The 19986-nt window shown below is 42.7% G+C and carries 16 protein-coding genes; 4 read left to right on the top strand and 12 right to left on the bottom strand.

From position 1 onward, the window contains the following. Window positions 1–19 precede the first annotated feature (19 nt). Window positions 20–1474 carry an aminotransferase-like domain-containing protein gene (locus AC1XUE_RS01645; RefSeq protein ID WP_483354190.1) on the bottom strand — a complete coding sequence of 485 codons (1455 nt, stop codon included), beginning with the start codon at window positions 1472–1474 and terminating at the stop codon, window positions 20–22. Window positions 1475–1554: 80 nt separating this feature from the next. Between AC1XUE_RS01645 and AC1XUE_RS01640 the strand changes: the two genes are divergently transcribed. Next, window positions 1555–2193, top strand: coding sequence for a pyridoxamine 5'-phosphate oxidase family protein (locus AC1XUE_RS01640; RefSeq protein ID WP_483354189.1), 639 nt, complete (start codon window positions 1555–1557; stop codon window positions 2191–2193). A 21-nt stretch (window positions 2194–2214) separates the two neighbouring features. On the opposite strand, the gene AC1XUE_RS01635 is transcribed toward AC1XUE_RS01640, so the two are convergent. Then, window positions 2215–2529, bottom strand: a complete 315-nt coding sequence (locus AC1XUE_RS01635) for a hypothetical protein (RefSeq protein WP_483354188.1) — start codon at window positions 2527–2529, stop codon at window positions 2215–2217. Between the two features lie 193 nt (window positions 2530–2722). Between AC1XUE_RS01635 and AC1XUE_RS01630 the strand changes: the two genes are divergently transcribed. Then, window positions 2723–4336, top strand: coding sequence for a L,D-transpeptidase family protein (locus AC1XUE_RS01630; RefSeq protein WP_483354187.1), 1614 nt, complete (start codon window positions 2723–2725; stop codon window positions 4334–4336). A 57-nt stretch (window positions 4337–4393) separates the two neighbouring features. On the opposite strand, the gene AC1XUE_RS01625 is transcribed toward AC1XUE_RS01630, so the two are convergent. The 8 genes from AC1XUE_RS01625 to AC1XUE_RS01590 all read right to left on the bottom strand — a co-directional run bounded on the left by AC1XUE_RS01625 (window position 4394) and on the right by AC1XUE_RS01590 (window position 15637). After that, window positions 4394–4738, bottom strand: a complete 345-nt coding sequence (locus AC1XUE_RS01625; RefSeq protein ID WP_483354186.1) for a hypothetical protein — start codon at window positions 4736–4738, stop codon at window positions 4394–4396. A 99-nt stretch (window positions 4739–4837) separates the two neighbouring features. After that, window positions 4838–5944: an AI-2E family transporter gene (locus tag AC1XUE_RS01620; protein ID WP_483354185.1), complete on the bottom strand. Its 1107-nt coding sequence runs from the start codon at window positions 5942–5944 to the stop codon at window positions 4838–4840. 159 nt (window positions 5945–6103) lie between these two features. Beyond that, on the bottom strand, window positions 6104–8224 hold the full coding sequence (locus AC1XUE_RS01615; protein ID WP_483354184.1) for an outer membrane protein assembly factor BamB family protein: 2121 nt from the start codon (window positions 8222–8224) through the stop codon (window positions 6104–6106). A 3-nt stretch (window positions 8225–8227) separates the two neighbouring features. Next, window positions 8228–10183, bottom strand: a complete 1956-nt coding sequence (locus AC1XUE_RS01610; RefSeq protein ID WP_483354183.1) for a sialate O-acetylesterase — start codon at window positions 10181–10183, stop codon at window positions 8228–8230. A gap of 175 nt (window positions 10184–10358) precedes the next feature. Further along, on the bottom strand, window positions 10359–12290 hold the full coding sequence (locus tag AC1XUE_RS01605) for a M56 family metallopeptidase (protein WP_483354182.1): 1932 nt from the start codon (window positions 12288–12290) through the stop codon (window positions 10359–10361). A 32-nt stretch (window positions 12291–12322) separates the two neighbouring features. Further along, window positions 12323–12685 carry a BlaI/MecI/CopY family transcriptional regulator gene (locus tag AC1XUE_RS01600; RefSeq protein ID WP_483354181.1) on the bottom strand — a complete coding sequence of 121 codons (363 nt, stop codon included), beginning with the start codon at window positions 12683–12685 and terminating at the stop codon, window positions 12323–12325. A 203-nt stretch (window positions 12686–12888) separates the two neighbouring features. Next, window positions 12889–13887 carry a YhdH/YhfP family quinone oxidoreductase gene (locus AC1XUE_RS01595; RefSeq protein WP_483354180.1) on the bottom strand — a complete coding sequence of 333 codons (999 nt, stop codon included), beginning with the start codon at window positions 13885–13887 and terminating at the stop codon, window positions 12889–12891. Between the two features lie 37 nt (window positions 13888–13924). Next, window positions 13925–15637 (bottom strand): tetratricopeptide repeat protein, encoded by a 1713-nt coding sequence (locus tag AC1XUE_RS01590; RefSeq protein ID WP_483354179.1) that lies wholly within the window; start codon window positions 15635–15637, stop codon window positions 13925–13927. Window positions 15638–15846: 209 nt separating this feature from the next. Between AC1XUE_RS01590 and AC1XUE_RS01585 the strand changes: the two genes are divergently transcribed. Then, window positions 15847–16722 carry a hypothetical protein gene (locus AC1XUE_RS01585; RefSeq protein ID WP_483354178.1) on the top strand — a complete coding sequence of 292 codons (876 nt, stop codon included), beginning with the start codon at window positions 15847–15849 and terminating at the stop codon, window positions 16720–16722. Between the two features lie 66 nt (window positions 16723–16788). Here AC1XUE_RS01585 and AC1XUE_RS01580 read toward each other — a convergent pair whose 3' ends face one another. Next, window positions 16789–17037, bottom strand: coding sequence for a hypothetical protein (locus AC1XUE_RS01580; protein WP_483354177.1), 249 nt, complete (start codon window positions 17035–17037; stop codon window positions 16789–16791). Between the two features lie 562 nt (window positions 17038–17599). Here AC1XUE_RS01580 and AC1XUE_RS01575 point away from each other — a divergent pair. Next, entirely contained in the window at window positions 17600–19711 is a 2112-nt protein-coding gene (locus AC1XUE_RS01575) for a type IA DNA topoisomerase (protein ID WP_483354176.1), read from the top strand. A gap of 7 nt (window positions 19712–19718) precedes the next feature. Here the strand turns inward: AC1XUE_RS01575 and AC1XUE_RS01570 are convergent, their stop codons facing one another. Then, window positions 19719–19913, bottom strand: a complete 195-nt coding sequence (locus AC1XUE_RS01570) for a transcriptional regulator (protein WP_483354175.1) — start codon at window positions 19911–19913, stop codon at window positions 19719–19721. Window positions 19914–19986 lie beyond the last annotated feature (73 nt).

The raw sequence follows: 19986 nt of genomic DNA, 5'->3' as shown, positions 1-19986 counted from the left end.
GCCGTCAGGTTTGAAACCACTATAAAATTCCTTTTAAAACTTCAATGGATCTGACCAATTCGTCTGTCGTCGATGAGGCGAAACCCAGTCGGGTGTATCCGCCGGAAGGTATATCGTGTAGCAAACCATTGGAAAAAGAGAGGCCATTTTTAGACGCTTTCTGTGCTATCAAAGTCAGGTTGTAATATTGATCAAATTTAGTCCAGACGGCCAATCCGCCGTCCGGTTTTACATAGCTTACTTCGTCCCGAAGTTCAGTCCCCAGCAGCTCACAGAAAATATCGCGTCGTTGCCGATATTCTCTTAATGATTTCCTTAAATGTCGTTGAATAACTCCGCTATGCAATAGATCTGCTATCGCGTTCTCAAGTGCCACATCACCCTGCCGGTCAATGATTCTGCGCAGTTGTGTTAACCTTTCGATTACATTTTCAGCTGCAATTACATAGCCTACCCTGAATGCCGGAGCGATAGACTTGGTGAAAGACCCGCAATAAAGTACCATACCATGAGGATCATCGGCAGCAAGCGGTAATAAAGGTTTGCTGAGGTAATGGAAATCGTAGTCGTAGTCGTCTTCGAATATAGCGAATCCATATTGCTCAGCCAGGTTTAGTAATTTCAGTCTCCGGTCTGCACGGAGTGTGACGGTAGTAGGGTAATGGTGATGAGATGTAACATAGACCAGTCTGATGCGTTGATTTTCACAAAGTTGTTCCAGTTCATCAATGTCCAAACCATTTTCATCCACTTTAACAGTCATCATCTTACCTCCAGCCTGTTGTAGATTATATTTTGCTCCTGCCCAGCATGTATTTCCGGTTACAACTATATCGCCTTTTGAAATAATGGAGGAAGCTGCCAGATGCAATCCCATGGTTGTTCCGCGTGTAATGATGATGTTTGCTACAGATACCCCCATCCCACGGGTTTGATTCAGATACAAAGCCAACTCCTGACGTAGCCAGAGGGAGCCGGCAGGGTCAGAGTACCCTAGCTTACTATAGCTATTTCCTGTAATAAGTTGGGTGCGATAAGCCTTCGCCAGATCAGCCAGAGGAGCCAATCTCACGTCAGGAAATCCATCGTCCAGATGCAGTGGCTCAGAATAGGTCGTAACCGGCCTATTTGGATAGTTCAACGCTTTTAAGGGAAAACCGCTTACCTTTTTCAAAGTTGTAGTATGATGCCGGCCAATCAGGTCTGGCTTAATAACAGGTATATGTTGCGCTACAAACGTTCCACTTCCCTGTCTACCTTCCAGCCAACCCTGAGATAGTAATTCGTCATAGGCTTCCGTAATCGTCTTCCGGTGGACACCAAGCTCCTTAGCCATCGCTCTGGAACTTGGCAATTTAAAGCCTGCTGACATCACTCCTTTCCGAATCAGTTCAGCCAGTTGATTCGCGATTTGTATGTAAACTGCTTCAGGAAGTGTTCGATCAATGGTGATGAAGGATACAACGGAAAACATAACTGGACTATGATAATTTTATAAATTGGACGATTATGACAATCCAATTCTATAGGATATTTGTTAAAAAAACAAGTAACATGAAAAAGCCAGAAGATCACCTCGTTCCCAGCCGTGCTGCCAAACGGGCTCATTATGTACCGGAACAAATTTATCCGATACTAGACGAAGCATTATTTTGTACGATCAGCTATTCGGTAGACAATCAGCCGTTTTCTATTCCTACCTCATTCGTTCGTTACGAGGATAAGATTTACATTCACGGATCAGTGGGAAGCCATTTTTTGAGGGAAATTGAAAAGGGAATTCCTGTTTGTATTACGGTAATGCTCGTTGATGACATCGTTGTAGCTAAATCTGCCTTTAGCCACTCTGTGAATTACAGATCCGTAGTCATCTTTTCTAAGGCCGAGAAAATAGAAGATTTTCAAACCAAATTTGAAGCTTTCAAATGGCTTACGGAAAAAATAGTCCCAAACAGCTGGGATTATCTCAGACCGATGACCGAAAAAGAAGTTGATAAAACCATAGCACTGGCATTTTCGCTTGACCACGCATCAGCCAAAATACGGACAGGTATGCCTAATGACGAAGCAAATGATAAGGAACTTCCGATATGGTCTGGATTGATACCTCTGCCTGCGGGAAGGTTGGCTCCTGTTGCAGATGAATCCAGTCAGGAAATTCCTCTTCCGCCACATCTGGCTTCAATGTCCTGAAATGATTTACATGAACATGATCTACCTGACATCCGTGGGTAAATTATTGCTCACAGGAAACAGTTTTTGACATTCACATTCAAGTACGGTGAGTATCAGTGTCATTTGCCTGACGACTTCATTCCATTGACCCTCAGTACTGCTAAATGGATCATAATGCAGGTTGATACGGCCAGTCACTCTGAACCAGCCGTTGCTCAATGGTCTGGATGCGGTGGTAAGCTGATACTTTCTGAATATGTCTACAACCTGATCAGCGTACTGTTTTTCGTACGCTGACGTTGTAGAAAAAACAAGGGAGCCATTTTTATAATGGCATGTGGTGTACTTTTTCATGGCTTTTAGTCTGATGGTGAAGACAAATGAAAAAATACTATACCACAACTGAGTCGTTTAACAATTCATTTTATTCTGCAATTGACAGCCGCCGGGATGTCTCAATCAGAATCAGATAACTTCTTGTACATGACTGACATTCTTTAAAAAAAATGATGTAATATTAACGGCAATAACCTATTCACTTACCTCCATGATACACAAACTATGCATTGCCCTCCTACTTTCTGTAGTCCTTTTCAGCTGCCGGGAAAAAGCAGAAAGGGCAAAAGAAATTGTATCACGGGACACAACGATAACTGTTGAAAATTCATTTACAGAACTTTTTGTTGATTCATCAGCATTGCAAAAATATTTGCAGAGCTTTCCACAAGATGACAGCTTATCTGATAGAATGAGTAACTTTTACAATCAGCGTAATTATCAGTTTGCGTGGTTCTTTCCTGATGGCATGGCTGAATTTGTTCCGACTTTCCTGAGTTTACAAAACGATTTTATACATTATTCCGGTGATAGTTCGCTGTACAACGCCTCGCTTGTTACAGCCATCGATTCACTGTCTAAATACAGAAAAATAAATCCTCAGGATTCGCTCGTCATCAAAACGGAATTACAGCTTACAAACCAGTTTTTTCTTTATTCGAATCTCGCTTATGCTGGTAATAGCAAGCTTAACACCCAGGAACTGGAATGGTTCATTCCAAGGCGAAAGCTGGACGCGGTATCTTTTCTGGATTCGCTGGTGAAAAATAAAGGGCAGAACCTGGCTGCCTATGAGCCGGTTAACCGTCAGTATAATCTACTTAAACAATACCTTCTGCAGTATCATCAGATACAGAAAGATTATCCCTGGACTCCCATCGGGTCTTCCAGAAAATTAAGCAAGGGAAGTGTTGATACGATGGTGGTTCTTTTAAAAGAAAGATTGGTTTTACTTGGTGACTTACAGCAAACGGACAGCAGCAAAGTATTCGATTCCACATTGGTCGCAGCTGTAAAGCAGTTTCAGCGGCGGGTTGGATTAAAAGCCACAGGGGAAACCGGACCTGCTTTTTTCAAAGAACTGAATGTATCCCCAACCAGTCGAATTCACCAGATGCTAATAAACATCGAGCGGATCAGATGGATGCCTGCCTCTCCTACCACTGATTATTTATTGGTGAACATACCGGAATTTATGCTTCACGTATATGAAAAAGGTAAACTGTCGTTCGAGATGAATGTAGTTGTCGGATCAGAAGCAAACAGCACTATTATATTTTCCGGAACGCTGAATCAGGTTGTTTTCAGCCCGTACTGGAATGTTCCAACGAGTATCCTCAAAAAAGAGATTTTACCAGGTATCAAGCGTAATCCTAATTATTTAGCAAGACATAACATGGAATGGAACGGCGGCTCCGTGAGACAAAAGCCAGGTAAGTCGAATTCTCTTGGACTGGTCAAGTTTCTATTCCCGAACAGCTACAATATCTATCTGCATGACACACCTTCTAAAAGCTTATTCGGAGAATCACAAAGGGCTTTTAGTCATGGATGTATCCGCTTATCTGAACCTAAAAAGCTGGCCGAGTTTCTGCTAAGAAAAGACAGCACGTGGACGAGTCAGAAAATAGAGCGGGCCATGAATGCGGGAAAAGAAAAATATGTACGCTTGCGCGGAGAAAATGAAATCCCGGTATATATAGGCTATTTTACAGCATGGGTTGACTCAGAGGGCAAACTCAACTTTCGCAGAGATGTTTATGGTCATGATAAAACGATGGCTCAAAGATTATTTGGAAACGTTGAAACTACAATAGCTGATTGAAAAGTAAACACGGTGTTTCAGCTTAATACTGATTGACACCGTGTTTATGACATTTCTTTAATCCACCGTCGTCCACCCGGGATCTATAGCAGATAATAAAGGTAATCTGGTTTTGTATCCATCTTCCATCCGGAAATTGATTTCTGTTATCCTCAGTGTTTCCGATGTTGCTCCGAGTATTTCACTGAATTCGTGAAATGATCTGATCGAACCTTCCAGCCATCTGGAGTTATCCGGAGCCAGAAAAAATGTTTCAACCATGCAAAAGAAAATAACTTTTTCTCCTTTACGCCTGTATGCATGGATATGGTAATGGTCCTTACTGCTCCGGTTCTCATAACAGACAATCCTTTTTTCATCCATAGCCTTCAAAAAAAGAATCTCATACTCATAATTTGTCATTCTGTATTTCTATCGGTTGCCAATTGATTTACAGCATGACCTACGACAAAAAAAACCGCACGGATTAGTGCGGTTGTGATATAGAGCTATGAGGAATATTTATTCCATTTTCGACTGATCTTCCAAAACCTCGGAAACAGCAGTTTTACTTTCCGGGCTGCTGTCGTCATCACCAAGTACCATTCCCCAGGGTTTCAGGCCATCTACGCGATCGAAAACAACCTTAATAATCGCAATCACAGGGATAGAAAGGAACATACCAGTGATTCCCCATATCATTTCGCCCAATACAAGTCCAAGTAGCGCCACCAGGGTATTGATCTTCACTTTCGACCCTACAATTTTCGGCATTACATAGTTACTGTCGACAAGGTGTATAGCAATTACTGCAACCAGTACCATCAAAATTTTGGTGGTACTGGCAGTCGCAAACGTGATGAGAATGGTCAGCAGCAATGCTGTCACAATACCAATGTATGGTATCAGATTAAAGATTCCGGTAATAAGTCCCAGTAAGAAGGCGTATTTCACCCCAATAATCCAGAAGGCGACGCAGGACAGAAGCGTTACGATCAGCATCTGCAGAAACAATCCGACAATGTATTTTTTTACAATATACTGAACCTGCGCAACGATATCATAGACCACCACGGCATGCTGTTCACTAAAAAGAGAAACGATGAAACGCAACAATAATCGTCGGTGAAGCAATATGAAAAATGTATACAGAAAGATAAAAAGTAGAAACAACAGCACCGAAGAAACGGAAAGCAAAGTATGCCCTATTAGTGATGTACCTGTATCCAATGCCTTGGTCGCCGATTCGCTCAGGTAGTTGATCTGTTCGTCGGCATTCACATTAAAAGTAAGTGCAATCCACTTTTGAAGATCAGCGGTAGCACTGATCACCTGTTGTTTAAAAGCTGGCCAATCCTGAGCGAGTTGTGTTACCTGTGTTCCTAAAACGGCAATAATGGCAACAATGCCTAATACAAGAGATAACAATGCTATCAGGGAAGAGACCGACCGTGGGAACCTGAACTTTCTTTCCATATACCCAGCAAACGGCAGCAATAACATGGAAAATAACAAAGCAAAAATAAGTGGCGCCAGAAGCGTGCGTCCCACGATCGCAATATAGCAAAGGCAGATCAGGCTGATGAGTATGTGTGCGAGCCTGGTGTAAAATGGTGTAATTCGAATCATGGGAATGCCCGCGAATATGAAAGATGATAACTGTATATACGATAAAATTGTGCCAATTGTTCAGACCTGACCGACAAAAAAAGTGGCCTTTTCCCGTCCGTGTACTAAACTGGCACATATTTACGATAGTGCATATACTTTAATATACAACCTGTTTGTTTATGGTAGTGCGAAAGCGACAATCTGGTTCCCTTTTGCGGTCCCTAACTTTGTTCCTCCACACGCGATTACGATAAATTGTTTTCCGTTGCACTCATATGTCGAAGGAGTCGCGAAACCTGCAGCCGGTAGCGTTGTTTCCCAGAGAAGTTTCCCGGTGTTTTTATCAAAAGCCCTGAATTTTCCGTCTTTCGTAGCAGCGATAAACAGCAACCCACTGGCAGTCACTACCGGGCCACCGTAATTTTCTATACCTGTATGATGAATTCCTTTTGCTTTCAGGGATTGTTCTTCTCCCAAAGGAATTTTCCAAAGGTAATCACCCGTATTCATATCAATGGCGTTAAGAGTTCCCCAAGGTGGCCCAATTGCCGGATGTCCGTTAGCATCCAAAAACTTGTTATAACCTGTACTTTGATAAGGCACTTTTATCTTTTTAGAAGAGATAGCAACCGCCGCCGCCTCCTTTTTCTCATCACCAAAAAGAAAAGAAATCAGGGCCTGTTTCTCGACTGAATTCAAGGTAGTGAATCCGGGCATCATTCCTTTTCCGGAGGTAATGATGGCAGATACATAGGCTTTGTCGCGCCTGGTATGTATATTCATCAGCGACGGATAGCCACTTTTGATATTTCCGGCCCTATTTTGTCCGTGGCAGGTTGAACAATATGTGCTATATACTTTTTCTCCGTCACTCATTGAAGACAGGTCGCTCGCTTTCGGCATTTCTTTCATGGTGAGGACCCATGGCATTTCGGAACTGTTGACATACAGAATTCCTTTGGTGGGATCTGCTGCGGCTCCCCCCCATTCTGCGCCTCCGTCAAAGCCTGGAAGAATGATCGTTCCTTCCCGGGATGGTGGAGCAAAACGCTCTTTACGATAAGTTCTGAATCGTGCAATCAGTGAATCGCGATCAGGTGCATGGGTGCTGATATCTTGCTCTGTCAGCAAATGGGATTCCCGGGCGAAGGGTAAGGGTCTTAGAGGAACGGGTTGCGTAGGCCATGAATGTTCTCCGGGTAAATCGCTTTGGGAAACACTCACTTCCTCGATAGGAAAGAGGGGCGTTCCGAGAGTTCGATCAAAAATAAAGACATATCCTTGTTTACTCACTTGTGCAACGGCATCCACCCTGCGGCCCTTATGTGTAACGGTGATCAGGTTGGGTGGAGCAGGTAAGTCTCTGTCCCAAAGGTCATGATGCATAGTCTGAAAGTGCCAGATGCGTTTCCCCGTACGTGCATCAAGGGCTAACAGACAATTGCTAAAAAGGTTTTTGCCTTTTCTTAAACCACCAAAAAAATCATAGCCTGCGGAGCCGGTAGGTACATATATGATTCCCCGCTTACGATCAATGGCCATACCTGCCCAATTATTCCCTCCACCTGTATAAGTATTTTTGTAAGCGTCTTCCGGGAAAGTCTCGTATCCGAATTCACCTGGGTATGGAATGGTATGAAAGGTCCAGGCCACTTTCCCTGTTCTTACGTTAAAGGCTCTGATATCACCCGGTGCAGCATCCGTATCTTCAGAAAGGCGAACAGGCATGATAATCAAATCGTTGAAAATGGTTCCGGGCGTATTCGAAACAAGGTATTTGTCCCGAGCAATTTCGGGCAGTCCGTCATGAAGATCAATGCGTCCGCTATCTCCGAAACTTTGGATCGGTTTGCCATCCTCTGCATTCAAGGCATACAGGTAAGAGCCTATCGAATGAAGAATACGTTTATCATTCCCTTTCTCCCAATAAGCCACTCCCCTGCTCGTATTGGATCCCACTGTTGAATCAATCCCAAAAGTCCAGATTTCCTCTCCGGTTGAGGCATTCAACGCAAATGCCCGGACACCGGCCGTTACACCATACAATATTCCGTTAACGATGATAGGATTCATCTGCATTTGTCCGGAATCAGGTGCGCTGTAACTCCATACAGGTTGTAGCTTTGCTACGTTGTCAGGATTAATTTGAGTTAAAGCCGAGTAATGATTGCGGTCAGGACCTCCCAGATATTCCGTCCAGTTGGTGAGAACCGAATTTCCTGCCATCATGGTCAGCTTTCTTGCAGCTACCAAAAATAGGCCTGCTGCCGCGACAATAAAGATAAATCTTAGCTTCATTAACTAGTTAAACTTGTTTTTTTCTGTAAGTCCTTTCCATGAGTCCGTACGGAATGGAGCAAGAGGAAAGCCCGCTGCATTGAAAATCTGCCCATCTTCAGTTGCATCACTCCAGTTGTATCTCACCGCTATTGGTTTGATGACTTTACTGTTGAAGACTTCAATTTTGCCGTCCTTGATGGCTGCCTGTGCATAATGAAAGATCCTGTCCTCACCCGCTATTTCAAAGCCAGTGATATATCCATAACGATTCCTGACGTTTAAGTCACCGGTGTTGGTCTTCAAAGAAATGACAGCCTTATTGCCGATGACTTCCATTTTATCAAAAGATGGGGATTCAGGCATATCGGCTAATCCATAATCCTGACTCAATGCCTTTGCTGCCAGCCGCCTGGCAACATCCTGTTTATTGGTGGGATGAATGTCTTTTGGATTTCCGATATCAGTGGTGACGGCCATTCCGGTGCCAGGCAGCGCCAATGTCATATTTTGGGCTTCACGAAGTTCTGCCCAGTTACTTCCTTCATTACTGCTTACATCTCTGCCAAAACTAGATAGCTGCACCCAATAGAAAGAAAACTTGTCACCCCACACCTTTCGCCAGCTGTCAATCAGAAGTGGAAATGCCTCTCTGTACTGATACGCTCTGCCGGCATTACTCTCACCTTGATACCAGAGTGCTCCTCTGATCGCGTATGGCACCAAAGGAGCAATCATGGCATTGTAAATGGTAGTTCCGACATTATTCATCAAATGTGCATATTCATACTTGCCCGCAAATGAAGGCATTAGTTTCCAGTCATTTGCCAGATTTATCTTCTGCTGACCTGCCTCGACATACATATCTGAACCACTACCCATCAATCCGGGACCAAACCAGGATGGGCTAAGCACTTTACCTACTTTAAGCACCAGTTGATTTTCGCCTGATTTCCAGGTGTTTGCAGGAAGTTGTATTTTACGGGATCCTTTGATCTCATCAGAGCTTACTAATTTGCCATTGATATACACATCCAGACGATTGTCATTTTCTGCCAATGACAGCGTCGTAGGCTTTGCAGACATTTCATCAGGTATAACCACTGTTTTGGCCATAAATCCGTCTCCACGAAATCCCATAAGTCCTTTCCAGTCCCACTGCCCGACAGCCTCGCCAGCAGACTGCCATTTACCAAAATCGGCGGTACCGCTGGTGTATTTAGTTTCGTCTGACTCGGAAGGCTTGAAATCTGTATTTTTAAAGAGCTGCGCACGTAACTTTTTGTCCATCATGAGGTCTGCCTGCTCCCATGTATGGGGGAGGTTTTCTGCATAATCCCTGAACGAGTCGCTGCCGGCCATTGCCTCTTTCCCAATCCAGCCTTCAATCTGTGAGCCTCCCCAGGAAGAATGTAATATCCCTATGGGAACGTTAAGTTTTTGGTACAATTCACGCGCAAAGAAAAATCCGACAGCGGTGAAGTCACCAACTGTTTCAGAAGAAGCCAGCTCCCACTCTCCTGATTTGAGGTCTTTCTGAGGGGCTAAGGTTACAACATGTTCAACCTTGAAATGTCGTATTTGCGGGAAATCAGCGTTTTTGCGTTCTTTTTCGTAATCGTTGGCTTTTGATACCGGCCACTCTATGTTTGATTGTCCGGAACATAACCATACCTCTCCAATTAATACATCTTCAACTTTCGCTTTTCCTGATTTCGCTTGAACCAAAAGGGTGTGTGGGCCACCTGCCTTCAATGGTTTAAATTTCACTATCCATTTTCCATCACTTCCTGCTTTACTGATCTGAGTTTGACCGGCCAAAGTAATCGTCACTTTTTCTCCCGGTTTGGCCCAACCCCACACAGGAATAGGCTTTTCTCTTTGCAGAACTACGTGATCTGAAAATATGCGGGCTAAGCTAACCTGTGCAAATGAGATTCCCGGAAACAAAAAAGCCAGGAAGAAAAGAATGCGAAACATTATTGTAATTTTTTTGAAGTATGCATTATATAGTCACGAAGCATACGTTTCTACTATACGAAGTAACAAAATAATTGCCCGGAACTATAAAACGGTTACAAAACTATCATGCTATATATGACAATAGCCCCGACGCACGAACGCCAGGGCTACCCGAATACATATATCTTCTGACTTACCTTCTTATCACTGAACCAGTGAAGGTATTACCCGATCCGTCCTTCCAATTATAAACCAGTTCAGATCCATCTCCAGAGAGATAGCGAGACTTGTATTTGGAGTGAAGTGAGGAAGATTGCTTCACGCCGTTAACTTCCAAACTGGAATCAGTCAGGCGATAACTTAAATTGGTATTGTCGGTAATGATGCCATCGCTTTTTAGGTCAGAAATCAATTCTTTCCGTTGTTTTTCAGACTCCAGTCTGAATTCCCGTACTTTGTCACGTTCAGCTTCAGCATTGATTTTTAGCCCTTCGGCTTCCTTTTTCAAGACAAGACTTTGTTTTCTCAGCTCTTCGCTTTTAAGGCGTAATTCTTCAGTATCAACTTTACTTAGCTCTTTGGCTTGGGCAGCCAGTATTTGCGATTCGCGCGCAAGTTGCCGGAGTTTGTCTGTGTCCAAATAGGCCAGTTCTTTTGCGTTTCCTGCGCTCACTCTCATGAGTTCAGCTTGCTTTTTGAGCTCTCCGGCTTGCTCTTTAAGGTGCCCGGCTTCCAGCTTTAATGCCTCTGCCTGTAATCTCAGTGCTCCAGCCTCTTCCGTTTGCTGTTTAATATCAGCCATAACCGGCTCCAGCTCTGCCTGATACCCTGCAATCTCATTCTCTGCGATGGTTTTTCCATTTATTTTGAGATGTGTAATCTTTTCATCGACTTCCGTTATCTCATACCTTTTTTTGTTTCTGGTAATATGATACGTTGACACATCACCGTCGCATTTTACATGGTTATGCTTTGATGGCGCAGGAACGGTATCTATGACCAATGCTGGCATAGCTGGAGCCGAAGGCGGAATCGGTGGAGGTAATGGAGCGACCACATCGACTTTTGGTGCAAGAGGAGGTGTAGGAATTTCTTGTTTTTGGAAAGCTGCAAGAAGTGCAGCTCCAGCCAGAAGGCTGGCAGTTACAAATAATTTTTCCATGGCATCTAAAGGTTTATTATAGTTGTTTATAATACGTTTGATTCTGATCAGCAAGTGATTACGCTTTCCTGCGAATGCCATCAACTGTGCGGACTCGTTTAATCTGTATTCCTGAAAAACTACAAGTGCATTGACAAATACTTTTTTATCCGGAACCGCTGATATAGCAAGGTCATCACAGCAATGCTCTCTTTCCTGACGGATCAGGTAAGAAACCCATAATAAACCAGGGTTGAAGAAATAAACACTTTCTGCAAAATTTTGAATCAGGTTGACCAAAAAATCCCGTCTTCTGGCGTGCGCAAGTTCATGCAGTAGGATCGCTTCGATCTCTGCTTGTGGCAATTGAAGAAAAAATCCAGCAGGCACAATAATCATCGGTCTGATTATACCGGTTACAATAGGACTGATGATCTGTTGCGATTGCTTGATAAGTACTTCACTTTTGAATTTCAACAAAGCCGACAACTCCCCGACTCTTTTTTGCCAATGCTCGTTTACCGATGCTGAATGGGAGGTGCGAAGACGGTAAATTCTCGCAAGACCGGCAACCGTTTTTAAGCTTTTAAATACAAATATGAAAAGCCAAATTGCCACAATTGCACAGGCATTTTCAGAAGCCATCTGTAAGGATTGTTTAAAGAAACCGGTAGACGCACTTTGCAAATATTCCTTATTTAATTGCATGCCGGATAGTATTTCACCAGAAAGCCGGGTATCGGCATGGATATCTTCGGTGCCACCATACTCCACAAAACACGTGATACAGTTCGCCAGAACAAAGCAGAGCATTAAACCGGAAAGAATGTTGTACCGGATTGCCGGCCTCACATTTCGAGACGTTAGAAGTAAGATTCCCGCCAGAATGGCCAGAATAATTCCCTGCCATAATGAATGGATAAGCGTCCAGCTGAAAGCCTGAACGAAATCAGAATTCCAAGTCGATAGATTGATATGCTTCATAATCATGGCTAATAGATCTTAAGATACTTTAATCAATCCAGCTTGTTAAGAAATTCCTTTATCTCATCCAGCTCTTTCTTACTGGTTTTTTTATTCCCGAAAAGTTGCATGACCAGGCTGCTTGCCGACCCGTTGTACATCGAGTCTACAAAGCGTTCTAATAATTTTGTTTTGGTATTTTGCTCTGCTTCAGCCGGGCTATACACATGCTTCATATTGCTTTCGTCTCTTGTGACAATGCCCTTTTCGGCCATGATCTGCATGAGCTTCAGGGTCGAAGAATATTGCACTGCCCGTTTCTCTTCATTCAATTTGTCATTTACAAAACGGACAGTCGACGGCCCGTTTTGCCAAAGCACCTGTAATATTTCCAGTTCTGATTTTGTAGGTTCCATACGTATGTATTCTGATATCGATTCAAAGGTAGGAAATATTTCGTACGAACAAATGTTTAGGGTTTATTTTAACATAAATTATTTAAAATAATCTTTGAGTAACCACACCTCATTTTGGTAAACTACTGATTATAAACAAAAAAAACTGCTGCATGTCTGGTTTATCCACCACGCAACAGTTTCGTTAAAGTTGTTTAATTAAATTAATCCCTGTGTTTCAATACATATCTCCCCTGTGCTTTGCCGTCCAGCAACTCCTGCAATTTATCCTGCAAATCTTCAGGATGAATAACTTTAACAAGATCGCTGAGTTGCTGAGGTTTCCAGTTGTTGGCCAATTGCTTCCAAACCTTTAACCTTATAGACATTGCAGCCTCCGCCGAGTCTATACCATGGAGAGTTATCCCTCTCAGAATGAATGGAAAAACAGAAGTATTTAATGAAGCCGATGCCACATTGCCACAGCTCGTCACTACGCCACCAGGCTTTACTGACTTTAATATCCCGGACAGGATCGCACCTCCGACATTGTCTATACCAGCGGAAAAATCCGCTCCTGACAGCGGTTTGGTATCGTATTGATTTACAAAATGGTTCCTGTCAATGATTCGGGTAGCACCAGTCACATCTGTAAGAAAGGAATTTGACGTTTTGCCTGAAACCGCCGCAACCTGATAACCGATTGTACTTAATATTGCAATGGCCGTGCTCCCCACACCTCCGGTAGCTCCACTCACCACAACCGTTCCGGACCCGGGCAGAATACCCGCATTCACAATCTTCTCTACAGAAAGAGCGGCGGTAAATCCGGCAGTGCCAAAACTCATAGCTTCTAAAAGCGTTAGGTTTTCGGGCAAAGGTACTATCCATGACGCAGGCACGCTGATGTATTCACCAAAACCACCCCAGGTATTCATGCCAAGGTCGTAGCCTGTGACCAGCACCTTGTCTCCGTTTTTGAAGGATATATTTGTTGAGCTCTCGACGATTCCTGCAGCATCAATGCCCGGAACATGGGGGAATTTCCGTGTTACACCTTTATTCCCGGATGCGGACAAGGCATCCTTATAATTCAACGACGAATATTGAACCCTGATCAGAACCTCATTTTCAGGTAGATTATTTATAGACAGAGTTTTAATTTCTGATTTGAAACCCTGATCTGTGTTTGTCACATACAATGCATTGAAACTTTTATTCATAGCCAAACACGGTTTGTTGAAAATCACAAAATCTTACTTACCAATTCATAACAACAGAACCAGAGGGAATTGATTCCGCTTCAGAGAATGCGCGTAAATATTCCTTCTTGTAGATATCAGTCTGCTGTTTTTGTGCCTCTAAACTTTGGTGAAGTCCCATGTTTGACCACCCGTTACCCGGATTTTTAATCAGGTCGCGCCGGTATACTGCTTCAGCTTGTTTGAATTTCCCAAGCTTAAGAAGATATGCCCCCAGGTATTGTCTTGCAGGAACCGGCCAATCGTTAGGTTCGGTGTAGATCAGTTTGTCTTCAGCATCAATCGCTTTTTCCAATGCTGCCACACCGGCGTCATTTTTTTTATCCGCAAACAAAATCGCAGCGGATAGAATTTGCTCAGGTATCACCACAATATCGGATGGAGCATTAAACGGAATACGTCTTTTGCTCAGACTTACATCACCCATAGCGCCTCTTAATTGCTGTAACTGGATCCGGGCTGATTTGAGATTGCTCTTGTTTATATATGCCATACCTGTTGCAAAATTTTGAAGTAACCTGGCATACACCCAGTCTGTTTTGATAACTGTCGTATCTGCAAGTATTTCGTCCCACTTTCCAAGTCTTACATTTGTCAGCACCGGGAGCATGAACAGGTATTGATCATAAGTATGCTCTGCAGACGGTGCAACACTCCTTCGCGTCTTGTAAGCACTTTTCATTGCAGTTGAATACATACCACCACTCAATGCGCAATAGGTTTGTACGGCAAAATAATGTGAGGAATGCCTGTTGAGATTCAGGTTTTCGGCCAGAGATTTATAAGTCATCAAATTATCATCTGCCTGGTCATTTACCATTACACCCTTTTGATAAATGCCATTGCGCTGATACTCGTGACTGGCCATGTGAACCATGTGCGGAACACCAGGTAATAATCTTGCAAGCGCATCTGCATTGGGTAGTGCTACCTGAGGATGATCCGATGCCTCAGTAAGATGTATGTGATAGTGCAGCGCAGCCGGGTGTTCAGGGTTTTCTTTCAGAATCTGTTCACAGATCGAAATGGCTTCCGGTGTCCAGGCTTTGGCATTTCCCGATTGATCCCAAAAATCCCAGGCATGCATCAGCATAATGGCATCTACATACAGGACGCGGATATCCTGGTCTTCCGGGTAAAGCGTAATAAGTTCTTTTAATTTCTTCGCGTATGCATCTTCCGATGTTTTCTGGTCTCCACCTCCAAGGGTCGGATTATAACGCGTATTCATCGCTTCAATCAGGTACTTTTCCTTTTGAGATGCTCTAGCACTATATTGGTTCATCCTGGCCAATACGCTTCCAATGGATTCAGGTTTGCTATATGTATGAGCGGCATTGTAATAGGGCCCCATGGTCAGGGCTTCTCCCCAGTAAGCCATCGCCAGCGAAGGATCCATTCGTGCAGCTTCTTTGAAAGATGCTGTAGCTTCCTTCATATGGTAACTGTAATACATGCTGAGTCCCTGATTGAAATAATATTGAGCACTGTCAATTTTTGTTGAAACAGGATACTGATACGATCCCCACCCTGGTAGTACTCCGATAAACTTCCCATTAAAAGCCGGTAATATTTTTCCGCCCACCGCCGGGCCGCACATGGTGATAGCCATTTCTGGTTCGTTATCATCAGGCTGCTGCACCCTATCGGGAAGCAGTAGAAATACTGAAATGCTTAATGTAAGGGAGGCAGTAAATAAGAGGAATTTCATATAGTGGGAGTTTCAGGTATGTAACAGACAGGTTAAGCGTGACCAGTGACGAAATTTCAATTTAGCGATTGGCATTCTTATATCACACCCATTTCTCCATTATTTCGCATTTACAGATTCTATTCACGATTATGTTATCAATCATCCATTGAATCTTACAGATTTTATTCTTTTTTTTATTCGGATTTTAATCTCTATCCTCCAGGCTTATGACATATATCAAAATCATTTTCGTATTAATTATCGCGCTGCTAGACAGATGCGGCATTATCAAACGACCTATCCCCGCTCCGGAAAATGAACAGGAAACGGTCTATCAAAAACCTGACTTTACTCCTGAAGGTACATGGCGGCTCAACGATACTGTGAATGACTCCTTAAAGCATGAGGCATTGGGTACCGCCACATTGTTTTCCTTTTTTCCGGATAGTAGTTTCTCCGAAGTAAACAGTGCCGGAGTATTTTCAACTGGCACCTGGAAATATATCAAAGCCGAAAATAGTTTGATCATTACGAAAAAGAAAAAGGAGCTCACCTATCATATTCGGGCTGGTCTCGACAGAAATGGAATTAAGATGTTGACACTGATTAGGCCTGATAGCAGCTCAATAGAATTGGGTGCTTTTGGAAAAAAACTGGAGATATATAAGGAAGATCCATTTTATTATGCTAACAACACATGGCGGGATAAACCTGCTACTGCGGAAGATAAAAAGCAGATTCTGGAGCGGTTGCGCGGCTATCTGCTGCATAGCGCCTACTTATTAAAAGCAGCAGATACCCGGAGACAATCCATTATTTCGTGGGAATTTTCTAAGGGTATCATTAAAATATACAGAAGCGGAATCGGTGTAGTGTCCAAAGAACATATTCCTGACGAATGGACCGTTAGCTTCCATTCCAAAGAAGATGCATTATTGGCTCACGCTATTCTGGAAGACTTTTTTCTTACCACCTCCTACAAAGGAGAAGCAACCGGCAATTGGGTCAGGGATGACTACGATATTCTTATGAGCACTTACGAACGGCTGAAGACCAGAAATCTGGCCTCCATAAAGCTGACTACAAAAAAAGAGAGCAGATAAACATCCGCTCTCTTTAACCAATCTCATTCTCAATCCAAAACCCCACCTAATCAGGGGTTTAATTTCTTACTTAGCAGAGTTGCTTTTGAAGTTAAGCTCTATAATAGCTGCTTTCTGATTTGCATTGTACTTGTTAGCTTCACCGATATTTTTTACAATCTGAGGAGCAGGTGTCTCAATAGCCTGTACGTTTGCTGGCAGTGTGTTCACCGCAGCAACATTCTTAATTTTCTCATCAATAGTGTTAGCGTTAGCAAACGTTACTACTGTCATTGCCATCAGGGCAGCCGCGAATATATTTTTTGTATTTTTCATCGTTCTAATTGTTGTTGTGTATTTCGTTGTCTTTCATTCGAATTGTGATACAAATATACCACAATGTTTTGATATAAAGCAATTCAAGCTACTCCGATCAAAATTTTATTCTGTAAAAATATCGGTTATAGATTATTAGAATGGGTTTTAATATATAACTATTACAAGATTTTTGTTTTTATGTACCGCACTTTTTCAGAATCTTGGTCAAATCTTATTTTGAGTCTGGAAAGATGAGATTTTGGTTGTATTTCTACTTATTTAACTTCCTACTTTAAATGTTCCTCGGCAACTCTAAAACCAAATATTATTTGGAGTGGATTTTACCAATGCTTCATTTTCACCCTAATCTCATGTTGAAAGCATTCCAAGCATAAAAAAAAATTAAATTTTTTTTAAAAACTGTGCTCATTCGGCTGTTATTCAGCCAGGAGCCAGTCTGTTTTTTTCTTTGGAGTGACCCGATGCTTTCCTTCTGAAGGATACAAAATCAATAAAATTGCTAAACTTTGTTCTTCAATTTTAAAGGATCGCGGCCTGACCTCGTCCATGTATAGCGCACATGAAAGTTTGTATAGCTGAGAAGCCCAGTGTAGCCAAAGATATTGCAGCCGTATTGGGGGCGAGCCAAAGAAGAGATGGCTACTATGAAGGGAACGGATATCAGGTTACCTGGACCTTCGGCCATTTTTGTACACTCAAAGAACCACATGACTATACGGACAGATGGAAGTCTTGGCGCCTTGAGGATCTTCCGATGATTCCACCCAGCTTTGGAATTAAACTGATTGACAATGCTGGCGTACTCAAACAGTTTAATGTGATCGAAAACCTGGTTAGCCATTCAGAACAGGTCATCAACTGTGGAGATGCCGGCCAGGAGGGTGAATTGATACAACGTTGGGTACTCTTAAAAGCGAAATGCAAGGTCCCTGTAAAAAGACTCTGGATTTCATCACTGACAGAGCAGGCCATCAGAGAAGGTTTTGATAAATTGCGTGAAAGCGATCAGTATGATAACCTTTATGCTGCCGGAAGTGCCAGAGCGATCGGTGACTGGCTGCTGGGAATGAACGCGACCCGCCTTTTTACTAAAAAGTTTGGGCAGGGAAAGGTGATTTTGTCGATCGGGCGCGTACAAACTCCTACCCTTGCTTTGATCGTACAGCGCCAAAAAGAAATTAATGCTTTTGTTGTAGAAGAATATTTCGAGCTTAAAACTTTATACAGGGAGACGGAATTTACGGCTACAATAGAAAGAATAAGGCTTCAGGAAAAGGCCAACAAAGGATTAGCATATCTATTGGAACATCCTTTTGAAGTAACCTCATTTGAAAAAAAGGAAGGCAAAGAAGGTAATCCAAAACTCTTCGACCTTACCTCACTTCAGGTTGAAGCCAATAAAAAATATGGCTACTCTGCGGAAGAAACGCTCAAGCATATACAAAACCTGTACGAAAAGAAGTTTGTCACATACCCCAGGGTTGATACGACGTACTTGTCGGAAGATCTTCATCCCAAAATAGAGGGTATTCTGAAAGACCTTACCTATTATAATGAATACACGGCGGTCCTTTTGAGCAAACCGATACCTAAGTCAAAAGCTGTTTTTGATGACAAAAAGGTGACAGATCACCATGCAATTATACCTACCGGCGTATTACCCGTTCATGTAAGTCAGGATGAAAAACGTATTTACGATATGATCGTCAGAAGATTTCTGGCCGTATTTTACCCTGAATGCCGTATATCCACCACGACAGTTCTTGGTATGGTCGGTAAAGTCGAGTTTAAAGCAACTGGAAAACAGATTCTTGATCCGGGCTGGCGTATTTTATACGCTAACGACAAGCCTGAGAAAAGGGATGGAGTTGATGAAGAAAAGGTAATGCCTAATTTTGAAGTTGGTGAAACCGGTCCCCATGAGCCTTGGGTACATCAGGGAAAAACATCTCCTCCTAAGTCTTATACGGAGGCAACACTATTACGTGCGATGGAAACTGCCGGAAAACAAGTGGAAGATGAAGAAGTAAGGGAGTTACTAAAGGACAATGGCATCGGCAGGCCATCTACACGGGCTAATATTATTGAAACGCTTTTCAAACGGAAGTATATAGAGAAAAAGAAGAAAAACATCTCTGCCACACAAACCGGAATGGATCTTATCGACACCATTAGTAATGATTTGCTCAAAAGCGCCGAATTAACAGGCGTATGGGAAAGGAAGTTAAGACTGATTGAGAAAGGCGAATACCAAATGGATACTTTCAAACAGGAATTAATACAAATGGTTGTAGAGTTAACACGGGAAGTCAAAATGAATACCGGGAAATCGATTGCCATTGCGAAAGAAATAGTCGAAGAGCCGGCGGAAAAACCAAAACGTGTTTCCAAGCCAAAAGAGGAAGTAAGTATTGAAAGTCTGAAATGTCCAAAATGTAAACAGCATTTGCTCAAAAAGGGCCGTACTGCCTATGGATGTTCCAATTTTCAGGAATGCGGTTTCAAAATTCCTTTTGAGTTTTTAGGTAAAAATCTGACAGACAAACATGTTTATGACTTGCTGAGTAAGGGAAAAACTGTCAAAATCAAAGGTTTGCAAATGCCGGGCAATCCAGAACCTGTTAATGCCCGGCTGATTATGAATGGTGATTTCAACTTTGAAGTGGAGTGAGCTACAATCACATCGGATTTTGGGGTGTTTCTACGGAAGGCATATTGATAGTAATGCCAGAGATTTCGCACAGGGCTAAAAATTCATCGAGAGTAGGTAATTTTTCACCGGATAATATTTGTTCAGCATTTAAATCCGGTAACGCCGCATCTTCCAATGCAGATTGCAGGTCGATTCCCTTTACTTCAATAATCTCTTTCATTTCAGCGACAAGCTTTTTTGCTTTTTGCTGGTATACCTGAGTTTCCTTACTATTAGTTATTTGGTTTGACGGT

The sequence above is a fragment of the Dyadobacter sp. HNCC25DJ187 genome (assembly GCF_056895255.1).
Note: the sequence above shows the minus strand (reverse complement) of the source record. Positions and strands in the feature narration are given on the sequence as shown.

What these genes read in the sequence shown, in the direction of transcription:
- AC1XUE_RS01645 (WP_483354190.1), bottom strand. Translation starts at nt 1,474, where the DNA reads ATGTTTTCCGTTGTATCCTTCATCACCATTGATCGAACACTTCCTGAA.
- AC1XUE_RS01640 (WP_483354189.1), top strand. Translation starts at nt 1,555, where the DNA reads ATGAAAAAGCCAGAAGATCACCTCGTTCCCAGCCGTGCTGCCAAACGG.
- AC1XUE_RS01635 (WP_483354188.1), bottom strand. Translation starts at nt 2,529, where the DNA reads ATGAAAAAGTACACCACATGCCATTATAAAAATGGCTCCCTTGTTTTT.
- AC1XUE_RS01630 (WP_483354187.1), top strand. Translation starts at nt 2,723, where the DNA reads ATGATACACAAACTATGCATTGCCCTCCTACTTTCTGTAGTCCTTTTC.
- AC1XUE_RS01625 (WP_483354186.1), bottom strand. Translation starts at nt 4,738, where the DNA reads ATGACAAATTATGAGTATGAGATTCTTTTTTTGAAGGCTATGGATGAA.
- AC1XUE_RS01620 (WP_483354185.1), bottom strand. Translation starts at nt 5,944, where the DNA reads ATGATTCGAATTACACCATTTTACACCAGGCTCGCACACATACTCATC.
- AC1XUE_RS01615 (WP_483354184.1), bottom strand. Translation starts at nt 8,224, where the DNA reads ATGAAGCTAAGATTTATCTTTATTGTCGCGGCAGCAGGCCTATTTTTG.
- AC1XUE_RS01610 (WP_483354183.1), bottom strand. Translation starts at nt 10,183, where the DNA reads ATGTTTCGCATTCTTTTCTTCCTGGCTTTTTTGTTTCCGGGAATCTCA.
- AC1XUE_RS01605 (WP_483354182.1), bottom strand. Translation starts at nt 12,290, where the DNA reads ATGAAGCATATCAATCTATCGACTTGGAATTCTGATTTCGTTCAGGCT.
- AC1XUE_RS01600 (WP_483354181.1), bottom strand. Translation starts at nt 12,685, where the DNA reads ATGGAACCTACAAAATCAGAACTGGAAATATTACAGGTGCTTTGGCAA.
- AC1XUE_RS01595 (WP_483354180.1), bottom strand. Translation starts at nt 13,887, where the DNA reads ATGAATAAAAGTTTCAATGCATTGTATGTGACAAACACAGATCAGGGT.
- AC1XUE_RS01590 (WP_483354179.1), bottom strand. Translation starts at nt 15,637, where the DNA reads ATGAAATTCCTCTTATTTACTGCCTCCCTTACATTAAGCATTTCAGTA.
- AC1XUE_RS01585 (WP_483354178.1), top strand. Translation starts at nt 15,847, where the DNA reads ATGACATATATCAAAATCATTTTCGTATTAATTATCGCGCTGCTAGAC.
- AC1XUE_RS01580 (WP_483354177.1), bottom strand. Translation starts at nt 17,037, where the DNA reads ATGAAAAATACAAAAAATATATTCGCGGCTGCCCTGATGGCAATGACA.
- AC1XUE_RS01575 (WP_483354176.1), top strand. Translation starts at nt 17,600, where the DNA reads ATGAAAGTTTGTATAGCTGAGAAGCCCAGTGTAGCCAAAGATATTGCA.
- AC1XUE_RS01570 (WP_483354175.1), bottom strand. Translation starts at nt 19,913, where the DNA reads ATGAAAGAGATTATTGAAGTAAAGGGAATCGACCTGCAATCTGCATTG.